The sequence below is a fragment of the Kineosporia mesophila genome (assembly GCF_021129235.1).
GTDB lineage: Bacteria > Actinomycetota > Actinomycetes > Actinomycetales > Kineosporiaceae > Kineosporia > Kineosporia mesophila.
In genome coordinates this window covers 39,707-58,885 of the sequence record NZ_JAJOMA010000019.1, presented here as the reverse complement: position 1 = coordinate 58,885, position 19,179 = coordinate 39,707, and the positions used below count along the sequence as shown (strand labels likewise).

The 19,179-nt window shown below is 64.0% G+C and carries 15 protein-coding genes; 8 read left to right on the top strand and 7 right to left on the bottom strand.

What is annotated here, in order from left to right; genetic code table 11:
* Nucleotides 1–143 precede the first annotated feature (143 nt).
* From LR393_RS24515 to LR393_RS24490, 6 genes are all read left to right on the top strand, one after another.
* Nucleotides 144–824, top strand: coding sequence for a Crp/Fnr family transcriptional regulator (locus tag LR393_RS24515; RefSeq protein ID WP_231487055.1), 681 nt, complete (start codon nucleotides 144–146; stop codon nucleotides 822–824).
* Between the two features lie 96 nt (nucleotides 825–920).
* Nucleotides 921–1,697: a hypothetical protein gene (locus LR393_RS24510; protein ID WP_231487054.1), complete on the top strand. Its 777-nt coding sequence runs from the start codon at nucleotides 921–923 to the stop codon at nucleotides 1,695–1,697.
* Nucleotides 1,694–4,138 (top strand): hypothetical protein, encoded by a 2,445-nt coding sequence (locus tag LR393_RS24505; RefSeq protein WP_231487053.1) that lies wholly within the window; start codon nucleotides 1,694–1,696, stop codon nucleotides 4,136–4,138. The genes LR393_RS24510 and LR393_RS24505 overlap by 4 nt, the downstream gene beginning before the upstream one ends.
* Nucleotides 4,135–5,067 (top strand): hypothetical protein, encoded by a 933-nt coding sequence (locus LR393_RS24500; protein WP_231487052.1) that lies wholly within the window; start codon nucleotides 4,135–4,137, stop codon nucleotides 5,065–5,067. The genes LR393_RS24505 and LR393_RS24500 overlap by 4 nt, the downstream gene beginning before the upstream one ends.
* A gap of 26 nt (nucleotides 5,068–5,093) precedes the next feature.
* Nucleotides 5,094–6,317 (top strand): OmpA family protein, encoded by a 1,224-nt coding sequence (locus tag LR393_RS36635; RefSeq protein WP_231487051.1) that lies wholly within the window; start codon nucleotides 5,094–5,096, stop codon nucleotides 6,315–6,317.
* Between the two features lies 1 nt (nucleotide 6,318).
* A complete protein-coding gene (locus LR393_RS24490) occupies nucleotides 6,319–7,590 on the top strand; it encodes a hypothetical protein (RefSeq protein WP_231487049.1) in 1,272 nt (423 codons plus the stop codon).
* A gap of 18 nt (nucleotides 7,591–7,608) precedes the next feature.
* Here LR393_RS24490 and LR393_RS24485 read toward each other — a convergent pair whose 3' ends face one another.
* The 3 genes from LR393_RS24485 to LR393_RS37150 all read right to left on the bottom strand — a co-directional run bounded on the left by LR393_RS24485 (nucleotide 7,609) and on the right by LR393_RS37150 (nucleotide 9,907).
* The gene (locus LR393_RS24485; protein WP_231487047.1) at nucleotides 7,609–8,085 is read right to left on the bottom strand and encodes a hypothetical protein; all 477 of its coding nucleotides are present in this window, start codon (nucleotides 8,083–8,085) and stop codon (nucleotides 7,609–7,611) included.
* Nucleotides 8,086–9,079: 994 nt separating this feature from the next.
* On the bottom strand, nucleotides 9,080–9,295 hold the full coding sequence (locus LR393_RS24480; protein ID WP_231487045.1) for a Uma2 family endonuclease: 216 nt from the start codon (nucleotides 9,293–9,295) through the stop codon (nucleotides 9,080–9,082).
* Between the two features lie 174 nt (nucleotides 9,296–9,469).
* Complete coding sequence (locus LR393_RS37150) at nucleotides 9,470–9,907, bottom strand: DarT ssDNA thymidine ADP-ribosyltransferase family protein (RefSeq protein ID WP_407937345.1); 438 nt, start codon at nucleotides 9,905–9,907, stop codon at nucleotides 9,470–9,472.
* Nucleotides 9,908–11,577: 1,670 nt separating this feature from the next.
* Here LR393_RS37150 and LR393_RS24470 point away from each other — a divergent pair.
* Together LR393_RS24470 and LR393_RS24465 are read left to right on the top strand one after the other, a co-directional pair.
* Nucleotides 11,578–12,261 carry a hypothetical protein gene (locus LR393_RS24470; RefSeq protein WP_231487043.1) on the top strand — a complete coding sequence of 228 codons (684 nt, stop codon included), beginning with the start codon at nucleotides 11,578–11,580 and terminating at the stop codon, nucleotides 12,259–12,261.
* 42 nt (nucleotides 12,262–12,303) lie between these two features.
* A complete protein-coding gene (locus LR393_RS24465; RefSeq protein WP_231487041.1) occupies nucleotides 12,304–14,490 on the top strand; it encodes a restriction system modified-DNA reader domain-containing protein in 2,187 nt (728 codons plus the stop codon).
* Between the two features lie 325 nt (nucleotides 14,491–14,815).
* Here the strand turns inward: LR393_RS24465 and LR393_RS24460 are convergent, their stop codons facing one another.
* The 4 genes from LR393_RS24460 to LR393_RS24445 form a co-directional block, all read right to left on the bottom strand.
* Nucleotides 14,816–15,394 carry a hypothetical protein gene (locus LR393_RS24460; RefSeq protein ID WP_231487039.1) on the bottom strand — a complete coding sequence of 193 codons (579 nt, stop codon included), beginning with the start codon at nucleotides 15,392–15,394 and terminating at the stop codon, nucleotides 14,816–14,818.
* A 485-nt stretch (nucleotides 15,395–15,879) separates the two neighbouring features.
* Nucleotides 15,880–16,023: a hypothetical protein gene (locus LR393_RS24455; protein WP_231487037.1), complete on the bottom strand. Its 144-nt coding sequence runs from the start codon at nucleotides 16,021–16,023 to the stop codon at nucleotides 15,880–15,882.
* Nucleotides 16,024–16,090: 67 nt separating this feature from the next.
* Entirely contained in the window at nucleotides 16,091–16,318 is a 228-nt protein-coding gene (locus tag LR393_RS24450) for a hypothetical protein (RefSeq protein WP_231487035.1), read from the bottom strand.
* A 305-nt stretch (nucleotides 16,319–16,623) separates the two neighbouring features.
* Nucleotides 16,624–19,146, bottom strand: a complete 2,523-nt coding sequence (locus LR393_RS24445; protein WP_231487033.1) for a GmrSD restriction endonuclease domain-containing protein — start codon at nucleotides 19,144–19,146, stop codon at nucleotides 16,624–16,626.
* Nucleotides 19,147–19,179 lie beyond the last annotated feature (33 nt).

The window sequence follows — 19,179 nt, the reverse complement described above, 5'->3', positions numbered from 1 at the left end:
ACATCTGGACACCGTTAGCCGCATCCGAAACCCAAGACCGTGGTCGTCCATTCCAGAGGCGAACTTCCGAAACCGGTCCATTCGTGCGACCGGGCGATTACCCTGACTCAGAGAATGGCGGTCAGGATCACGAGGGGGATCCCATGGAACACGAGGAGTGGCATCCGGGGAGCTTTCTGGGGCGGTTGAAGCCGGAAAGTCTCGACCGGATCATTACTCTGGGTCGCGCTGTTCAGTTCACCGAAGGAGACCGGCTGATCCTGGAGGGGGACGGCGGAACAGACGTCTTCATCCTGCTGACTGGAATTGTCAAGGTGAGCGCAATTACGATTCGCGGTCAAAGTGTGTTGCTTGCATTGCGATTGGGTGGCGACATCGTCGGCGAAATGGCTGCTGTCGACGGTCGCCCCCGAACCGCGACTGTCATGGCCTGTGGTGCGGTGAGTGCACGAGTGATCAGTGCCCAGGTCTGGCGCCAATACCTGCGGTCCTCTGATGAAGGATTCACTGCGATCTACGGGGTCACGAATGACCGCTTGAGAGTCGAGACGCGCAAGCGAATCGACTTTGCCGGGCATACCGCCAATGGGCGGGTGGCGATGGTGCTCTCCGAGTTCGTCCGAACCCACGGGAATCCCACCGATCACGGAATCGAAATCGCGTTCAGTTTGACCCAGGAGGAACTGGCTGCTGCGGCCGAGTGCGCGCTGACCTCGGTGCAGGCCTTCCTGAAGGAGCTGCGGGAGTCGGCAATCCTCGGCACCCGCTACCGGAGGATCGTGATCTTCGACGAGACGCGCCTCCAGGCGCACTGCAATCCCTGAACGAAACGGGGCGAACGGGCCAATCCCCCAGAAGTGTGTGGTGCGTCCGATCGGGTGCAAGTGAGGCTCAACCACCACTACTCGGGAGGAGCCTTGATGGCAACGCCGGAACACGCACTCATGACGGCCCTGGACATCGTGGATTTCAGCGGCCGGGACCGTCCGTCGGGCAAACGCCCGATGGACGATCACCAGGACCTTCAGCAAGGGCTGCTGCAGACGTTTCGCGAGGCGTGCGAGCGTGCCGATCTCCGCCCGATCCAGTCGGACATCGCCGACCGTGGCGACGGATTGCACGTATTGTTCGCGGATCCGCTGGAGCCGGCCCGGCTGGTGGCTGATCTGCCCCGAGAACTGCTCACTGCGTTGGAGCCGTTCAACCGCCGTCGGGAACCCAGCAGCAGGCTGCGTGTGAGAATGGCCGTCCACGAGGGATACGTTCGGCGCGAGCCCTTTCCGTGGCAGGGCGATGCGATCATCAAGCTGGTCCGGATGCTGAACTGTGCGGCGGCTTCCGGCCAGATTCGGTCCCACCCGCACCAGGTCCTGACTGTGACGATCAGCGACTCGGTTTACCAGGCGACCGTTGAGGAGCGCGTTCGAGGGCTGCAGCCGGATCAGTTCGAGCCCATCAGCGTCCAGCATGACGACCGCAGCACGCCATTCCCGGCCTGGATCCGGTTGGCTCCGAAAGCTTCTGGGGTCTCTGGCGCAGCTGATCCGGACGCCGTCGCGACACCCGAAACGGTGGAGAAGGCTGAGACGCCTGAGGCGCGAGTGTCTAACAATAACTCCGGGACGACCTCGATGGGCGACGGGAGTCCGGCCTTCGGTCAGGTGACAGGCAAAGTCAGTTTCGGCGGCGGGTCATGAGTAATGAAGCCCTGCCAGATAGGCAAGACCCGGCTCCGGCCCGTGACGTCACCACACCCAGCAGCGGAAGCGCGCTGGCAGTGCCCGGCGCCGAAGCGCCCTCCCAAGGCGCCGAATCGTCGAGAGCGCCGAAGCCGGAATCGTCGGATCAATGGGGCGATGCTGACGGGGGAGAGGAATTCAACCCGCAGCAGTCGCGCCGGGACCGGCGGGCGCGGGATGAAGGAAGGCGCAACTTCTCGGCGTCGGCGGCCGGGAACCGACGTAGCCAGGACAACCACGGCACCACGACGATGGGTGACGGCTCGCCCGCCTTCGGCACGGTCAACGGCAACGTCATCATCACGGCGCGGGACCGGGCCGGCAGCCATGCTTCGTTGATCGCCAGCGAATCGATTCTGGAATTGGCAAAGTCGTTCGTGCCCTGGCCGGACCACGGAAAATCGTCCCTGACCCTACTGGTGCAGGCACTCTCGGCAAGGGTCTGCGTACTCGTGGGGCCCGTGGGCTCGGGCCGGACCGCACTGGCACTTTGCGCGCTGCACAATCTGCTTCCACTGGACGCGGCGCTGGCGCGCTTCGACAGCGGTGTGCCGATTGCTCGGCTGACGAAGGATGACTTCTCCTCGGCTGAAGGATTCGTGCTGGAAGCTTCGGAAGCGGTAGCGCGCCGGGGACTGCGCGCCGTGGTGGAGTGGGTGGACGGCTTGCTGGAGTCCGACCCATCCACCCGAGTGGTGTTGGTGGTGGACGAGGAGCCCGGCGAGCGGCTGGTCCAGGTTCCGGCTGCAGGCTTCGTGCGGCATCGCAAGCCCAAGCCGTTGACGGTTCTCACCCAGCTACTCGTCCGTCGCCACCGCTTGGGGCTGCAGTTCGACGGCCCCCGGGCCAGGTTCGTCGTCTCCCCCGAAGGTCAGTTCCAACCGCCGACGGACGACTACCTGCTCAGGATGCTGCCCAAGGAAACGTTGGCGACGATCGGCTCCGCCACCATGGAGCAGGTTGCGGTTACCGCCGCAGCGATAGCCGCGGCGGTGGCCTACGGGGAGAAGCCGGAGACGTATCTCCGGTCGTCGGTCCGGCAATGGGTGCGAGCAAGGCTGCTCACTCCGCAGACTCGTAACGAGTCATTGTCCGGCGCCGACGAGGAACCCGGCTCATCAGTCGAGAGCAGGAACGAGGATCTCCTGCTTTTCCATCGCTGTTTCCTGCTCTCGGCCGGGATCTTCAACGGGCTACCGCTGCGGACCGTTCTGGACCAGACCTCGGCCCTGACCCGGGTGATCCGCGGCGGCACAGCTACTCTGGCGGCGGAGGACACAAGTCAACGCTCTGTTCCGGCCCCCTTCAGTCAGACAAGTCCGCAGCTCTTGTCCGGCATCGAGGCCATGCAGGAGGAACCAGAGACAGACGGACGAATCTCGGGAGTGACCTCTGAGCGCCGGCCCATGTGGTTCAGGAATCCGACGGTGCCCGACGTCGTCCTTGAAGTGGTCTGGACCGAGCACCATCTGGCCTCCAGCGCCGTGCTGTCGTGGCTGCTGGAAACCGCGGTGGTGCGACGTGACCGTGTCGCTGCTCCGCTGGAGGTTCGGATCAGAGCAGCTCAAGCCGTGGGACGTCTGGCCGTCTACGACTTCGAGCAGATCATGGCGGTGGTCGAGACCTGGGCCAAGAGCGGCAGCATCTCCGGTCGTCGCGCCACCGCCCTGGCGATGGACCTGATGCTCCAGGACAGCACGACCGCACCGCGGACCTGGGAACGCCTGCAGGACTGGGCGCGCAACTGGGGGCTGCCGCGCCGCCTGGCCGCCCTGACGGTCTATGCCTACGCATTGGACATCGAGCACGTCGACGACGCCCTGGAGCTCGTCAATCGCTCCCGGTTCCAGAAGGACTACGGGTACGCGCTGGTTGCCAGCGTGGTCTGCCGGATCTACGAGCTGAACCTGACCGATCGTGTCAACGACCTTCTCAAGGAGTGGATCGAGGAGCACGAGCGGTCGGTCCGGACGATCCGGCGACTGCGCGGTTCGGAGCGCCTGGTCGTGCAGAGCCAATTGCCTGGCCACCTCGTCCTCATCCTGTTGTTCCTCGGGGACGAGGAGGCTTCCGGGACCCGGGGGCAACTGCTGCGCCAGTTCGACACCGATGTACAGATGCGCCGGCATGTCCTGGTGCTCTGGCGGATGGCGATCAGGGACCAGCGGGTCGTGCGGTTCGCGCTGAACCTGCTGGCGGACTGGATCAAGGATTCCGATCAGGACCCCTTGCTGGATCGGGCCTGCCGCAGCGTGCTGCGCAGTCTGCAGCAGGACCGCGGCTGCCGGGAGCACCTGAAGTTTCACGAACGCCTCTGGCGGGACACCTGGGTATTGGACTTCCCGCATGCCCAAGAGCTTTTGGACCAGGAACTAGGACCGAGAGGATCACGACGATGACCGAAGCTTCCCCGAACCGTCCGGCCGATGAAACCCCGGTGACCGGACGCGTCCTCAATCCTGAGCCGATGGCGCCCGTGGAGCCGCAGGAGTGGCAGCGGCCGGGCTGGTGGACGCGGGTGCGCACCTGGTTCCGCTCGCCGAAGTTGCCGCCCCAGCCCCAGCGGCATGTGCCGCGCTCGCCCGCTCTCAGCTTTTCCTCTCCCTCCCGCGGCGACGCCTACGACTTCAGTGTTCGGCTGCGCTGGATCTGGACGGGTGGTACCTGGGACGGTCCGACCATTGCCAGGGACGTCGACCGTTTCAAAGGGGAGGTGTGGGAGGACATTGCGGTTGCGGTTCGCTGTATTCTCCGCACCTTCCCGCCGGATGCCGCGGCGGAGGCGGAGTCGGCGCTGAACCGCAGACTTGCCGAGATCACTGCGCAGAAGCAACCGAGCGGCACCGACCTGCACTGGAGCATCCGGGCCGAGGTGACGCCGCACGAAGACGTCCGTCAGATCCAGCAGCAGGGCTGGACGCATCGCCTGAGCTGGAACGCCGAGCAGAAACTGGCTCTGGTGATGGTGTCGGATCTGAAGGAGCTCACCACCAACTGGCGAGATCTGCTCAAGCATGTGGGCATTGGCACGGAGGAGGAGCTGGCCGCTATGGACACGCCGCCACCGTTCATCGCCCGTCACCTGATCCGCTTGGCCACCCAATCACCCCACAAAGCAGCGGAAGTCGTCGACCTACTGGCCCAGGACCGGGACCAGCGTGACGAACGCCTTCTGGAGGCTGTCACCGGAGCCGTTAACGGTCTGGACAGCGTGAACCTGCTTGAGTACGACGTGACCTACGACTCCGCGTTGCGAAGTCTGATGGCGTGGGCCGGTCTTCCCGTCCCGCCGTTGCCCGAGGTCAGTGGGAACGGCAGTGAGCGATGATGAATAAAGCCTTGAGGTTCGCTGTGGTGGCCGCCGTGGCGATGGCGATGGTCTGGACAGCCATTTCCTTGGGGCGCAGCCCTGAGACCACCGAAACGGCGTCCGGACAGTCTGGAGCGACCGCAGAGTGTTCCGATCCGGGCGGGAGCGTACAAGGCAGCCAGGAGTCCGGGCAGACGGTCGTGCTGATCGACCGGAGTGCCTCGGCCCAGACCAGTGCCGTCTATGCGAAGGCGGTGGATCCGATGCTGCGTAGTGCCGTTATGGAAGGCAGGACCGTCTGGGTCGCGGGCTTCGATGCCTCAGCGACCGTACTCGAGGCCGATCGGGCGGTTACTGCCGTCGTCGGCAACAATAACAACCGTATCCATGCACGGGCCGAGGCATTGAAGTGCCTGCGGCACTGGGCATCTGCACAGACCGCGGCCAAGGCGGCGAACTCCGACGTCCTTGGCGCCCTGGCCTGGGCCTCCACGACGGCGTCGGGGGTCAGCCCGAAGATCATCCTGTCCAGCGACGGCCTGTCCAATACCGGATGCGTTGACCTCAACCTGCTCAGCCGGGCCGAAAGTCCGGCCACCGTGGCCGCACGGTGCCAGGCTACGCAGGAGCTTCCGGAGCTGGACGGTTTCAGTGTTCTTCTGGTGGGTCTGGGCCTTCCGGCCGGTCAGTCGAGTGTGGTCCGGGACGGGGACCGGCAGTGGCTGATCGAATTCTGGAAGGGCCTGCTCACGGCGGCCGGCGCGCGCAGCGTGGAGGTGGCGACGGATCAGGACAAGGTGTCCTTCCAGGCCGAACGCCCGCCATCGACACCAACGGATGTCGATGTTGCCCTGCCCCAGATCGCCAGGACCGAGACGGGAAGCACTAGCACGGTCAGTCTGAACGATCGGATGCTGTTCCTCACCGGTTCCAGCGAACTCGGCCCCACCGCCGAGGACGCCCTGGGGCAGGTGCTCAGCGACCTGCGCGAAGTCGATGGAACCGTGGCCGAGGTCACCGGGCACACGGACTCCCGGGGAACGCCGCGCAGCAACGAACTTCTCTCTCAGGCCAGAGCCCAATCGGTGTCTGCCTACCTGAAGGATCAGGGCTACCCAGCGACCCGGATCAGGGGTGCCGGGGAGACCGAACCCGACCCCGAATGCCTGGAGAAGGACGCACCCAAGGAAGAGCTTGCCGCCCGCCAGGCGTGCAATCGCCGGGTCGAAGTGGTCATCACCTTCGGCCAGCCGCAGGGGGGACGTTGACATGGAACAGTTCTCGCTGGAACCGCGCCTGACTCCGAACTGCGCTGCGTCACCTCTGTGCGGGGTTCAGGAAGCATGCGTCTGCCTCTCTCTGAACGACCACCTGAGCCGGGAGACGGAGGGCGATGTCCTCGGAACCGCCCAGATCCTGGCCCGCCGGGACAGCGCCGAGATCGTCGCCAAGGCGCGTGCTGACCTGCAGAACCAGACGCGGGCGCTGGTCGAGGCCAAGACAAGAGCCGGCGCTACCCTCTCCGACCTGGCTTGGTTTCTGCGCACTCAGCAGGTGCGGATCGCGGTCGAGAAGGCCGAGGAGACGGAGCGGCGTTACGCCGGTGATGGGGCTTACAACCGTCGCCGCCGCCATGCCTGGCCTCGGTGGCTGCCGATCGACATCGTCGTGGTCCTGATCGCGGTCTTCGACACCTGGTTCATCGGGACTGTTTTCGCCACTGTCTTCGATATCGATGCCAGCACGGCAGCGGGGAAGTGGCAGCTTCCGCTGGCCTACCTGCCGGGGGCCGTGCTGGTCGCCGCGCTGATTACCACGGGCGTATGGCTGGGCGAGTCAGTGGCGCGATGGCGCGAAGGTCGTCAGGGCTGGGCAGATGCGGACACCATCCCCAAGGTCGAATGGATCGTTCCCGGCATTTTCACTGCGGCCCTGTTCTTCACGGTCTTCCTGATCGCGTCGGCCCGGGAATCCTTCATCAGTGCCGCCGCGAACGACGAAGCTGTCCTGGCCGGCGGCACTTCACCAGGTGCGTCTTACATCTCCTCCGACGCCTTGATCTGGCTCTTCACGATGATCACGGTACTGGCGATCGGAGTGAAGGTCGCTCACCACAACGTACATGCCGAAAGCCAGGCTGCGGCGGACGAAGAACGCTTACGTTCCGAACAGACGCTTCAGGCCGTCCTGGGCCCGGCCCGCTCCGCCACTGAAGCACACGAGCTGCGCTGGGGCGAGCTGTGGGAGGCGCTGGCCAGCGTGGTCAGTTCGGTGAACGACATTTGGTCCAGCGAGGACTGGTTCCGGCGCCACCGCGGTACCCCGGACCAGCCCGGAACCCAAGGCCCAGGTTCAGCAGATGCTGGGGCGATGGCGGCTCTGACCCGGAGCATGCCGGACCCGCCTCCCGCGTTCGGCCCCATCCTGCACGGCTGGCAGGCACTCGAACGCAGCCCCTGGCAGGAATCGGCCCGGCGTCTGGAAGACCTGCAACGGGAGGCCGAAAACCAGGCCACGCATCCGGCGTTTCGAGAACCGTGATGCGTGGCCGGTTTCACTTCAGCTGGAGACGGAAATGACGGCCAGGTAAAGAAGAGAGAGCAGGAACATCAACGAAACCGCGAGGAGGGCACGGACGACGTTGTGGTTCTTGGCCACCGCGATCCGGGCCAGCACCTCACCCCAGCGTCGAGCGTCCTCCGTCATCGTCACCATGTCCTTCGGCTGGTGCTGATCGACGGAGGCCGCACGGGCTACATCGGGAAAGGAGAACCGACTGGCCGAATCGACCAACGGCAGCCTCGGCCGGTTTGCCTGCACCAGCCAGTAACCACCCGCAAGGAACGCCAGGACAAAAAGCGCTGCGGCCGGCCAGATGATCCCTGCAACGAGGCCGTCGGCTTCGACCAACTGCCCGGCCTGGGTCGCCGCGGCGGTGGATAGCGCGAGATAGGCGGCGGCTACACCACGTGCCTTCTCATCCGCCTGAAACGTGGCTTCCTGGAAAGAGGTCGCGATTGTCAGGGCGATCTGCATCTCCTCAGCAGGCATCAAGTGCTCCGAATTTACCGGGGGAGTCCGCAGACGCCAGGTGATGTGAATGGTTCGAAACTTCCGGCGCAACATGGGCCCTCATCTCAGCGGGGATCTAGGTCTCCCTCAGTAGCTCAGATCCCCGCGGGGACGAAAACGCAGATCTGGGTCATGTTGGGTTGTACGGCAATGACCCGTCTCCTGACGATCAGCGAGGCGATTCGTGCGCTGTCGCGTCAGCACGGGCAAGATGTGGCTGCGGGAACTGCTGCGGTCATGGGGTCCAGCGCCGCAGATCTTTGTGGCGTTAAAGCTCGAGGAAGTGCTCAGCGAGATGCCGGGGATGTCACTGCCTCGGATGAAGAGACCGACTTCGAGGTTGTGCTTTGACACCCGGGGGTGACGTTGGTGCTGGTGGCGAGCGCCGTGCTGCGGGACTGTCCAGAAAGATCGATCTGGCCGGGCTGATCAATGAATGAGTCCAGCTCAAGGACTTCGCCAACAGCGCTGGGGCTGTGGGCGGTCCATCGTTTCCCACCATCCAGCGCCGGGAGAGGGACGCAATACCAGGCTCGTTGTGGATGTCCAAAGATATGAACATCTTCGCCGACCCGGACATGTTGACACTGAACTCAGTAACCGAATCGCGCGTGAACTGGCCCATTGCCCGACTGCACCGCAAGCTGCCCGCTATCGAAAGCTGGCTGGCACCTTCGGCCGATGCGGCAAGGTGCTCTCAGTATTAGTTGTCAGGGGCGACGCTGCGTGGAGTCATGGCTCGATGCCTGCGCGTTGAGTAGCCTCTGGGGAATGCTTCCACGAGGGGACGATGCGGCAGCTTCCTGAGTAGGTCGCCGGCACAGGTTCTGACGGTCAGCAGGACACCCTGGGCGATCGTGGATCGTTGAGCGTGGTTGTTGCGGACCTACTCCAGGAGAACAGCAGCCGCCCAGGAAGGCCATGTGCCAAAAGTGAGGTACGAGAACGGATCGGTCGATCAGTCGATGACCAGGTAGGGCACGCCCCAGAATTCGTAGCGCTGACGCTTGATGCCCAGGTGCGTCTCCCGATTGGACGAGGTGATCTCGATCGCCAGAGCCAGGCCGTCGGGAAACACCCCTTCGCCTTGTCCTGGTATCTGTACGGTGCGGTCGGTCCGGTAGACGACCACGTCCGGGTTGGTGATCGTGCGGTTGGACCCGGGCTCGAACACGTTCGGTTCCAGATGGGCGGCTTACCCCGCTGGGACCAGGCTGTCCAGTTGATTGGCCAGGCGGCGGGCCAGGGCGCCGTGGGCGAAGCCAGGGTTCGGGGTCAAGAGGAGCACTCCGTCGATCAGTTCTAGGCCGGCCGACCGTGCGGTCGATGCTCGCCAGGTCAGAGATCTTCAGAGGGGCGTCGCGGGGCCAGATACGTGAGCTTGGCAAGAGCCCAGTCCTGCGGTGTCCACTCCTCGACCGGGACAGCGAGGTCGTCCGGGTTCGCTGGTGCAGCCGTCACCTGGTCCGTCGTGACCCTTCGTCACGACGTAGAGCATGGGTGACTTCGCAGCAATGTAGAACGGGACATGATCGTTGACACTGCTGGCCGGGTCGGAAGCAGCGAGGTCAACGGAGCGAGCGCGCCGCAGCTTCACACGGGTCAGCGCCACATTCTGCACCGGATCAACGTTGCAGGAAGCGCGGAGACGTCCGTCGGCAGCAATACCATGGAGATTAGCCTTGTGGGTGAAATGCCATACGATCCAATCATGAGGTCGGTCGACCTGAGGGCCGCGATCACCGACACCGACGAATCCCGAATCCGGGGTGCCTGACAGTTGCACTGAACCCCATCGCTCCTTCAGACGGCCTGCACAGTCGGGGGAAAGTCGCCAAATTTTAATGAACCTGAGTGTTCCATGATCTTAGGGGACTTGTGGCTGCAGATTTGGCCAAGGTGTCCGATTGTCGCCACCGGCCCATGTCGGCTTACTTCAACGTTTCAGGTTGTGGCCGGGACGGCGTTCGGCAGAATGGCGGTTTCGTTGGTGCGGAAGAGGATGTTGCGCTGGATGTGCATTCGGCCTGGGGGCACTGGCATGAGGGCGAGGTCGTTTTAGTCGGGGGCTTCCAACCAAAAGGAGTGACTCCTCGCCGCCGATGCGGACTCCGGCTTGGTCCCGGCCATGGCTCTGGCCGAGCATGCTGGTCTGGGTGAACTGGTGGACGATCGCGTGGCGATCGGCGGGGCGAACCCGGGCACGAAGATCTCCTCGATCGTGGCCGGAATGTTCCCCGGTGCAGATAGTTTCGATGACATGAACCGGCTACAGGCGGGTGCACCGGGCAAGGTCTTGACCAGAATACGGGCGCCCTCGAGCCGGGGACATTTGCGCGGGCGTTCACCCACGGCCACAACCAGCAGTTGGAGCACGTCCTCCGGCAGGTCGCGAATCTCCCTAGTCTGGCCGCAATGCTGCCCGGAGCAGACGCATTCGCGTTCGTGGACATCGACTCGGTCCACTGGAGACCTACGGAGATGCCAAGCAGGGTGCCGTCAACGGGCGCCTGAAAGTCAAGAAGACCCTGCGCCCGCTGATCGTCACCATCAGCGCCATCCTGTACCGCCCAGGTCGTGACCGGGATCGGCGATGCGTCGCGGTAACGCCGCCGACGTGCGCGGCGCCGACCGGTTCACGGGCTCCGGTTCACCGCCCAGATTATCCGACAGGCAAGCGCTTGCGGCGCCACCGGGATGATCGTGCTGCGCCGGGAACCGCAGTTTTACTCCGCGAAGGTCTTCGCCGCAGCGTTGCGTAACGGTGCGCAGGTCTCAATCACCACCGACGCCAAAGCCACCGCCCTGGCCCACGCCCCCTCCCTTCCAGGCCAACGCCGCCTGGGCAACCTGCTGGGTCGTTGCTCACAACCTCACCCGCGCCGCCGGTCGCCTCGCCGTCGGCCACCATCCGGGCCACCCCGATCCACGTCCCTGCCGGACCGCCACGCGATCCCGGCGCCTCGTCCTGCACGGACCTACCAACTAACCCACCGTGAAGGATTCACCAGGCTTCACGAAACCATCTCAGTCCGAGTATCTTCCGCCGCTTGACTGCTCCACCCACCAGCCCTCAGAAGCCAAACCGGAGAATCGGAAAGTGGAAAGGCCGGGCAGACCGGCTGGTCATTCCTGCCCACCCACGAATGCAAGATCAACTAAACCCGGGAAACCTGGACCCTATACCGTCGGTGGGTCCGGGCTGGGAATCAAAGGAGTTGATGCGATAGGAGTTCCAGGGTTGATGGTCATCGGCGTAATGGGTTTCCTGCTGGCCATTATCTTGGTGTGGAACCTGAGTAGTGCCGTTCGGAGGCCATATCCGCGATTCAATTGCATACCCCATCCGTCCGAAAAGTTAAAGCACCTGGTACTGCCTTCCGGGCACCCGATGCAGAGCTGACCTCGGTTATGGTGCCGTGGCGAGCTCAGCGGGCCTCCGGCAGAGGGGTACAGATGCGCGATCAGGTTCTCCAGCAGTTCACCGAAGACGCCGGCGCCGCGTTTGTCGAGGTGATCAGGAAAGCAGACCGTCCCGTCAGCAAGGGCGACATCACCGCAGGCATTGTGGACGCCGGCGCCGACTCCGCACAGGTCCAGCGGCAATGGGAGCGGCTGCGCGGTCATCTCAAGGCCCATCCCAACATCAGCAAACCTAAACCGACTCTCTACGAATGGTCGTTTGCGCCACGTCCATCGAGGGATTCCCTGTACCTGCTCGCCGAACAAGCCGGCAAACGAGGCCAGGCCTGGCTTGTCCAGGCCTATGTGGACGCCCTGGCAGACACCCTGGCCAGAGCCGAGACCACGTCATCGGGAGCCCACGGGTCGTGGAGCGACCAACGTGAGCTGGAGAAGGTGACCCTGATCGCCGACCTGGTCAGTTCCGTCGCCATGCTGGCGGCCGAAGGGCGGTCGACGACCGACATCGAGGACTGGCTTCTGCAGGAAGCTGATCGTCACCGGCTCAGCCCTATCGGCAGGATCGGGGAAGAAATCACCTATGACAAGGATCTGCACGAACCCAAAGGCGGTCGCCCCCGGGCAGGGGACCTGATGCGGGTGACCCGGCCCGGGTTCTCTTGGATCGGCACCGGACACCCCGTCACCGTGGTCAAGGCACTGGTCGAGCACCGATAGATCCCGGTCATCACAGCGGTCGGTCACGCGAGGGGGCGGCGGATGGCAGCGAGGACGACGCCGTTGGTGTCGGCGACCGGAATATCGGTCGAGAAGGTCTTCAGCGGAAAATCCTATGGCGTTGGATATTTTCAGCGGAGCTACGCCTGGGAACGGCCGCAGGTCGAACGCCTGGTCCAAGACCTGTCGGCTAAGTTCAACGCCCAGTGGGATCCGTCGCACACCGAGGCCAAGGTGCGGAACTACGAACCGTACTTTCTGGGATCGGTCATCACCTATCAAGAAGACGGTCAACGCTACCTGGCCGACGGCCAGCAGCGCATGATCACGCTGCTCCTGCTCCTCATCGGCCTTCACCGATTGACCGAGCACCGCGAAGACGGACCCGACCTCAACGCCGAGTTACGCACCCTGATCCGGGGTGACACCTCTATGGGTCGTAGCTTCGCCGTGCGCGTCGAGGACTACGAGCGGTGCTTTGAGAGTCTCCTGAACAACCAGCGATTCAGCGTCGACGGGGTCAGCGCTGACGTGCGCAGGGTGTGGGAGGCCTCGAACGAAGTGCTCAAGGCCTGCCGCGACGCGATTCAAGAAGATGCTCTGATCTACTTCGGCGTATGGCTTCTGCGGCGGGTCTCCCTGGTGGAAATCGACGCCGGCGGCCCCGAACGCGGACAAGAACTGTACGTTCTGATGAATGATCGAGGCGTTCGGCTCACAGCCCTCGATCTGCTCAAAGACTATCTGCTGGCAGGCGCACCCGATGATTCGGGCAAGCTGGATCGGCAATGGCAGGGTATGGTCAGGGCCCTCACCGCCGTGGACAAGAACGCGCCTCTCGACTACGTACGCACCGTTCTCCGTTCCCAGTACGCGCATCTCGTGCCCGTGGACGAGTCGGTGCGCTCCATCGAAGACGCGCCGCACGAATGGCTGTACCGGCATCGGGCTATTTTGCTCGGTAGCAGAAGAGCTAGCCACACGGAGCTTTTCACCCAATGGCTGGAGCCCCGCTACGACTCGTACACCAACCTCTTGCGGGCCGCGACGACCCTCGATGAGCACCTTTCGACTGTCTGGTTCAACGAGTACAACGGTCTGTCGAGACAGTTCGACCTGGTCATCGCTGCCGTTCGTATCGATGACTCGCCACCGACTGTTCTGCGTAAGGCCCGGCTCGTGGCCAACTACATCGACCTCTTCGTCGTCACCCAGGGGGTCATGGGGCGTCCATACACGCAGGCCGAGCTTGATGAGGAGGTCAGAGACCTGATGCCGGCGGTGCGTGAATCGCACACCATCGATGGTCTCAGTGATGTGCTCGGGCGGGCAGCAGTCGGGAAGTATGCTGCCTTCTCCTCAGTCGCAGAGTTGCAGTACAAAGAGGGCAGCAACCGTTCGTTCGTCGCTTACTTCCTGGCCCGGCTGACAGGCTGGATGCATCGGGAGATCGGCCATGACGTCGATGTGCAGAAGTACCTGGAGCGCCCCGATGAGGGCCGACCGTACGAGATCGAGCACCTGTTCACCAAAAGAACCGATGCCTACGCTGCAGAAGGACTGTCCAAGAACGAGATCCGACAACTCCGCGGAAAGGTCGGCGGCCTGGTACTTCTGCCCGGCTCGGAAAACGCCAGCTTCGGCGGAGACCTGCTTGACAACAAGATCGAGACCTACAAGCTCTACAACTGGCTGGCTGCGTCGCTGGCTCCCAGCGTCTATACCGGACACGGGAAGGTCGCCTTCAACAAGTTCTTGAACAAGTACGGTTGGAAAGACAGGTTCCACCCCTACGATCCCCAGGTCCGCTTGGCTGATCTCATCCGTGAACGTGGCGCTCTATACCGTGAGATGGCTGAACAAGCCTGGTCAGCAGCCGAACTCGGCCTGAAGCTCCCATCCGTGGCTGACCCCGTGCCGTCACCCAGACAGGTGGGAGGCAAGCGGGTGAAGCTGGCAGATCTCTTGCGGGCAGGTCTGGTGATGCCCGATGAGCGGCTGACAGGGGAGCGCCGCCGCCGACAATACAGGGGTACTTTGCTGGGCGACGGGCGCATCCGCACCGAGACCGGGGGGTGTTTCGAGTCCCCGAATCATGCCGCGATCGACGTCAGGAACGTGAAATCAGAGAACGGATGGACATTCTGGCAGGTCACGGAGAGCGGTGAGACGCTTGATGCCCTTCGCAGTCGGTATCGGGCGTTGCAGGAGGGGCAGCGCGCCGGTTGAAAGCGGCCGTCTGAGCTCGCCAGACGTTGTTTTGACCGTGGTCCGGTCCGGCCAGCGCATTGGGTTATCTCGTGCAAGACGATGCTCCAGAAGTAGCTTGCACGCCATCCGGCCAGCTGGGCCCAGTTCCATCGATCCAGTATTGATCAAGCCGTAACGAAACAGATAAAAAGAAACGGCGCGCACGTTTGTCGCGATGACCTGTTGTGGACTGATCAGCGTCAGGAGGCTGCTGGCCGCCGGCACCGAGGTGGCAGCTGGATATGAAGGGACCTTGGCGTGGCCCCCGCATACCCGTCAGTCGGTTCGCGAACTTAGCTCGTGCCTAAGTGGATTCACATCCGCAGCTGCATTCTGAGAGCTCAAGGTGAAGCCTGGCCGTAGCCGCTTCAGGCAGCCTGCTCAGATTCGCTTGGTCGAACTCCGTCTCGAGGCTCCGGTAGTGCGCAGTAGTCGGCCAGGTCTGCTCCAAGGCGCTCCAGGCCCGTTCGATCTGGCTCCGCCGGGACATGTCGTCGTGGGACGCCGGTGGGAGAAGAGTTGCCAGCAAAAAGTACGGCGCCAGGAGACGCGACGCTGAAAGCTCGATCGTGTGCTGACCGCCGAAGTAGATCTCGTTGAGAAGGATCTCGAATGTTGTTGCCGAGAGACCACTTAGCTGATGGTGCCTGGTTGCGGCCCTCCTGCCCACGTCGCCCAGGTCTTTCTGCGTAGGCGTTTCGCCGTATGCGGCCTTGCAGAACGCGGCCACGAGAGCTCGGGTCCAGACCGCGGACTTCTCGGCCTCGACGACGTTCGGCATGCTCATCAGCGCCGCGGCGTACGGCTTCGTCTGCTGGCCGAGAACGGCCTCGATCACACAGAAGGTGGCCTGGCGGGTCTCGGGCATCAAGATCAGGCTCACGGCGAATCTCCCTGGTTTGTGGTGATGTCGATTGAAGCAGCCACCACCGACAAACTTCGCTCCGTTCAGCGGCGCCCTTCAGCAGGCCACCAACCACGGTTGGGTGGCTCCACCGTTGACAGCCTCGTACCCGGCTCGCTTTGAGGAGGCAGATTTAACCCTCTGGTTGCCCGGCCAAATCGCCAGTTAATCTCTGCACGGTGCGATTTCGCGTGCGCCGCGGAATGGTAGGCAAGGCCTGCGGAAGCATTCGCGCCGACGGTGGGCACCCACTGCTCGCGGATGAGAGGGAAGGGGTACCAGCGCCCGTCCGGTCCTCGCCGTAGTCGCAGATGGACACCGGCGATCCCGCCCGCCCCTACTTCGATATCGCGGTCCGAGAATGCCGGCGTCGACGGATCTCGCCCACCGCCGCGCTCACCCCCGGGGCACCTCCGTGTCGGTGGGCACCCACGAGGTGCGCACATTCTCCTCCGGCAGGCCGGTCAGCCGAACGGCATCACCAGTGGGTCATCCGTACTCACATCATTCCCGGCAAGCATCGCGGTGGCCCGGCTCACCGCGTCCAGAAACTCCAGAAGTTCCCGGCCCGGCACACCCACGGCGTCGGTCACTTCGAATCTGAGCACGGCATGAGCGAATTCTTTCCGGAGCAGAACGCCCGCCCGTGGTGGTTTACGGGCGGGCAGCGCACTACTACGTGGTCAGGTTCGTCCGACCGCCGTCTTTGCGGGGCCGGGCGGTCTTGGGCGCCTTGGTATCTGCCCGTGTTGTCGGGGTGCGGGTTCCGGCCGGGGGCTGAATGTTCCGCAGCGACTCCACCAGTTCGGTGAGCCGGCGCGAGGTCCTCACGGCCTCCGGCAAACGGCCGGCGCGCAGTTGGGCGCCGAGCAGGCGGTACTCGGTGTCGACCATCTGGCTCATCCGAAGGCCGCGTTCTCCCGGGCCGGGCTGCGTTGATGCAGGCGCTTCGGGCACTGGTGAGTCGGTGCTCTCATGGCCAGTGGTCTGCCGTCCACGCGCGGCCAGACGGTTCGATCGTGCCATTCGGAGCTCCCTGGTGTCTTGAGTGTCAGGCGATTGTCTCCCGTCGGGGTTCTGACCCGTGAATCCTGTCGGAGATCGCGGCAGGTTCTTCAGCCGTCCTCACCGGCCTGTCGACCGCGAGCTCGATGAGGTCGCCGACCGTTGGCATTGTCAGCTGTCCTTGTTGGTGGACTCGCCCATCGTCAGGAGTTTGCCTGCCAGGTCACCTGCAAGAACCATGAGAAGGCATCAGCAAGCTGCTCCACTGCCTTCTCATCGCTCAGAACATCGAGCGGGAACGACGGCCGCAGCTGAATCTTGCTGGCCGACAGATCGATTCCGTCGATCGCGTTGAGGCGAAGCCGGAATTCTTCGCGCATCGCCAGGTCGTTGAACGGCGGGCGGGAGGCCATGTGCTTGAACACCACCTCGACCTTGCCCGCCGGGTAGATGGCGACGGGCCATGGCGCGTTCTCCCTGTTGAGCGGAGTTCGGACGACGGGGAAGCACGACGTCTGTGCGTTGTTCCCGTACACCAGCTCGCCACCATCGGCCGTCCATCGGTCGAGGAGCCTGAGCACTCCGTTCACAACGCTGATGTCGTTCGCGGTGGTGAGCTGGCCGAGGAACCGGTCGCGCCGGGCACGGTCCTGGCCGGGAGCCAGGTCAGGCAGCACCTGCAAGCCGTCGGTGGACAGACCGACGAGCTCGGCGAGCTCTTCCACCGTGACGCGCTGTCCGGGATCGGCGCGACCCGCGTCATCAATGGTCACGCCCTCGGAGCGGAGAATCTGCAGGGGATCGTCGTCCCGATCGGGGTTCGGCCACCGGAAACCCGGCGACACCGTTCCGCCGGCCTGCAGCACTCGATGGGCGTTGGGCGCGGGATGAGTACTCAAGCGCATGCCGAGGGGGACGGGGTGGGTTCCGATGAGCGCGGCGAGGTCGCCGTACGTGGTCCAGGAACCCGCGGGCAGCTCGGTGAGTGCCGAGTCGAGCAACTGCCACAGCTCGGAAGCGCCCGAGGGAGATTGCGAGCTCGGACCGGGCCAGATGGAAACCGCCCGCTGCGCGAGCACAGCTGCCCGGGCGAGGATCTGGGCACGACCCCAGACCTCGTTCTCCGCGATCTCCTGGTTCATGCGGACACCGGAGGTCGCAAGAACCGTCCGCTTCTTGTCGAACGGCCCGTTGCTCAGCTCGGAGTTGTAACCGGTCAGCGTCAGGTTTCCCAGGGTGTGCAGAACCTGGCTGTGTACGTCCTCGACTGTTTCGTCGGCCTCTAGACCGGTGCTCAGCGCTTGCTCCCAGAACGCGGTCAGGGTCTGCGGCAGGACATGTTCGATGGTGAGATTGGAGAGGTTGACCGGCTCCTTCGAGCCGAGGTGCTCCTCGAGCCAGCGCAGCACCAGTGCCCGCTGATGGGGCGCACCGTTGAAGTAGAACGACTGGTGCTCGATGCCTTCGAGGAGCTCACGATCGGTCGCGTAGTACTTCCGGCCGGTGGAGAGATAGTCGCGTACGGCTTCGTCGAGGGGGCGGTTCGCCCGCAGCTCGGCGACCGCGCCCAGAAGCACCCGATTGACGTTGTTGGTGGCCCGGCCCATCAGAAGCCGGCGCACCAGAAAGGACTCGATGATCGTCAGCGTGCGGGCCACCGTTGCGCTGTCCGCGGCTCCGGTGTCCCGCTGGTCGAGCAGGTGCAGGAGCAAGGGGTACACCGTGGTCGTGTCCCACGAGTAGAGCCGCTGCAGTCCTCGCCGAACATCGGCGTCGGTCTCCTGCTCGGGATGGAGAATCACCGCGAAGAGGGTTCCGAGCCGGGCGAAGCGCTTCACCGCGGCCTCGATCGCGTCCTCACCGGACAGACGGTTCAGACGCACCTGCTGGCGGTTGTAGGTGTCGGTGCGCTTGACCCGCGCGTCGTCACGCACCAGGTCGAGCCAGAAGAGCGTCTCGAGCTCGTCGCTGCTCAGCGTCTTCTGAAGAGGCAGCCACAGGTTGCTGTAGACCTTGTCACCGCGTGAGGGCAGCCGCATGAAGAGGTAGTTGCGCAGCAGGTCGCCCTGGGTGAGTTGCAGCCCGGTGTTGTTGAGCGACTCGAAAATCCGATGGACGTTGTCCCCGGCCTGCGCGGTCACGCACACCAGCGACAGTCCCTGGATGACCGCGTCTTCCACGGCGGCCAGGTCGATCGGGTTCCCGGCCTCGTCCGGCTGACGCAACTGGGACCGGAAGTAGTTGTACGCCTTGCCGATCGGATCGCCGGCTCCCGCATGCGGGGTGCTCTCCAGACATGACTGGTACGAGGCCCGGTCAACCTGAGTGGGCAGGAGCTTCGAGCGCAGCGATTCCTTCTCCCACTTATTGATCAGATATTGCTCGTTCAGGCGCTCGCGGTGGTTCGCGCCCTCGGACTCGCCCCGATGGTCGCGGATGGCGCACAGCAGCAGGCTCAGCGTGGTGAGGCGCTGCTGACCGTCGACCACGAGGAACTGCTGCACCCCGGCCGGGCCGTTCGCGGCGGCGGGAGCCAGGACCAGGGAACCGATGAAATGGGTGGTCTGGTGATCGACGGAGCGGTCTTCCGCCAGCTTGAGCACGTCTTCCCAGAGGCGAACGTGCTGCTGACGCGACCAGGAGTAGGTGCGCTGGTAGAGGGGCACCAGATACTGCTTGGTGCCTTCCAGCAGCACTTTCAGGGAGGTTTCGGCAGCGTGGACCAACGGGGCTCCCTGAAGAGGCGATCGGAGTCATCA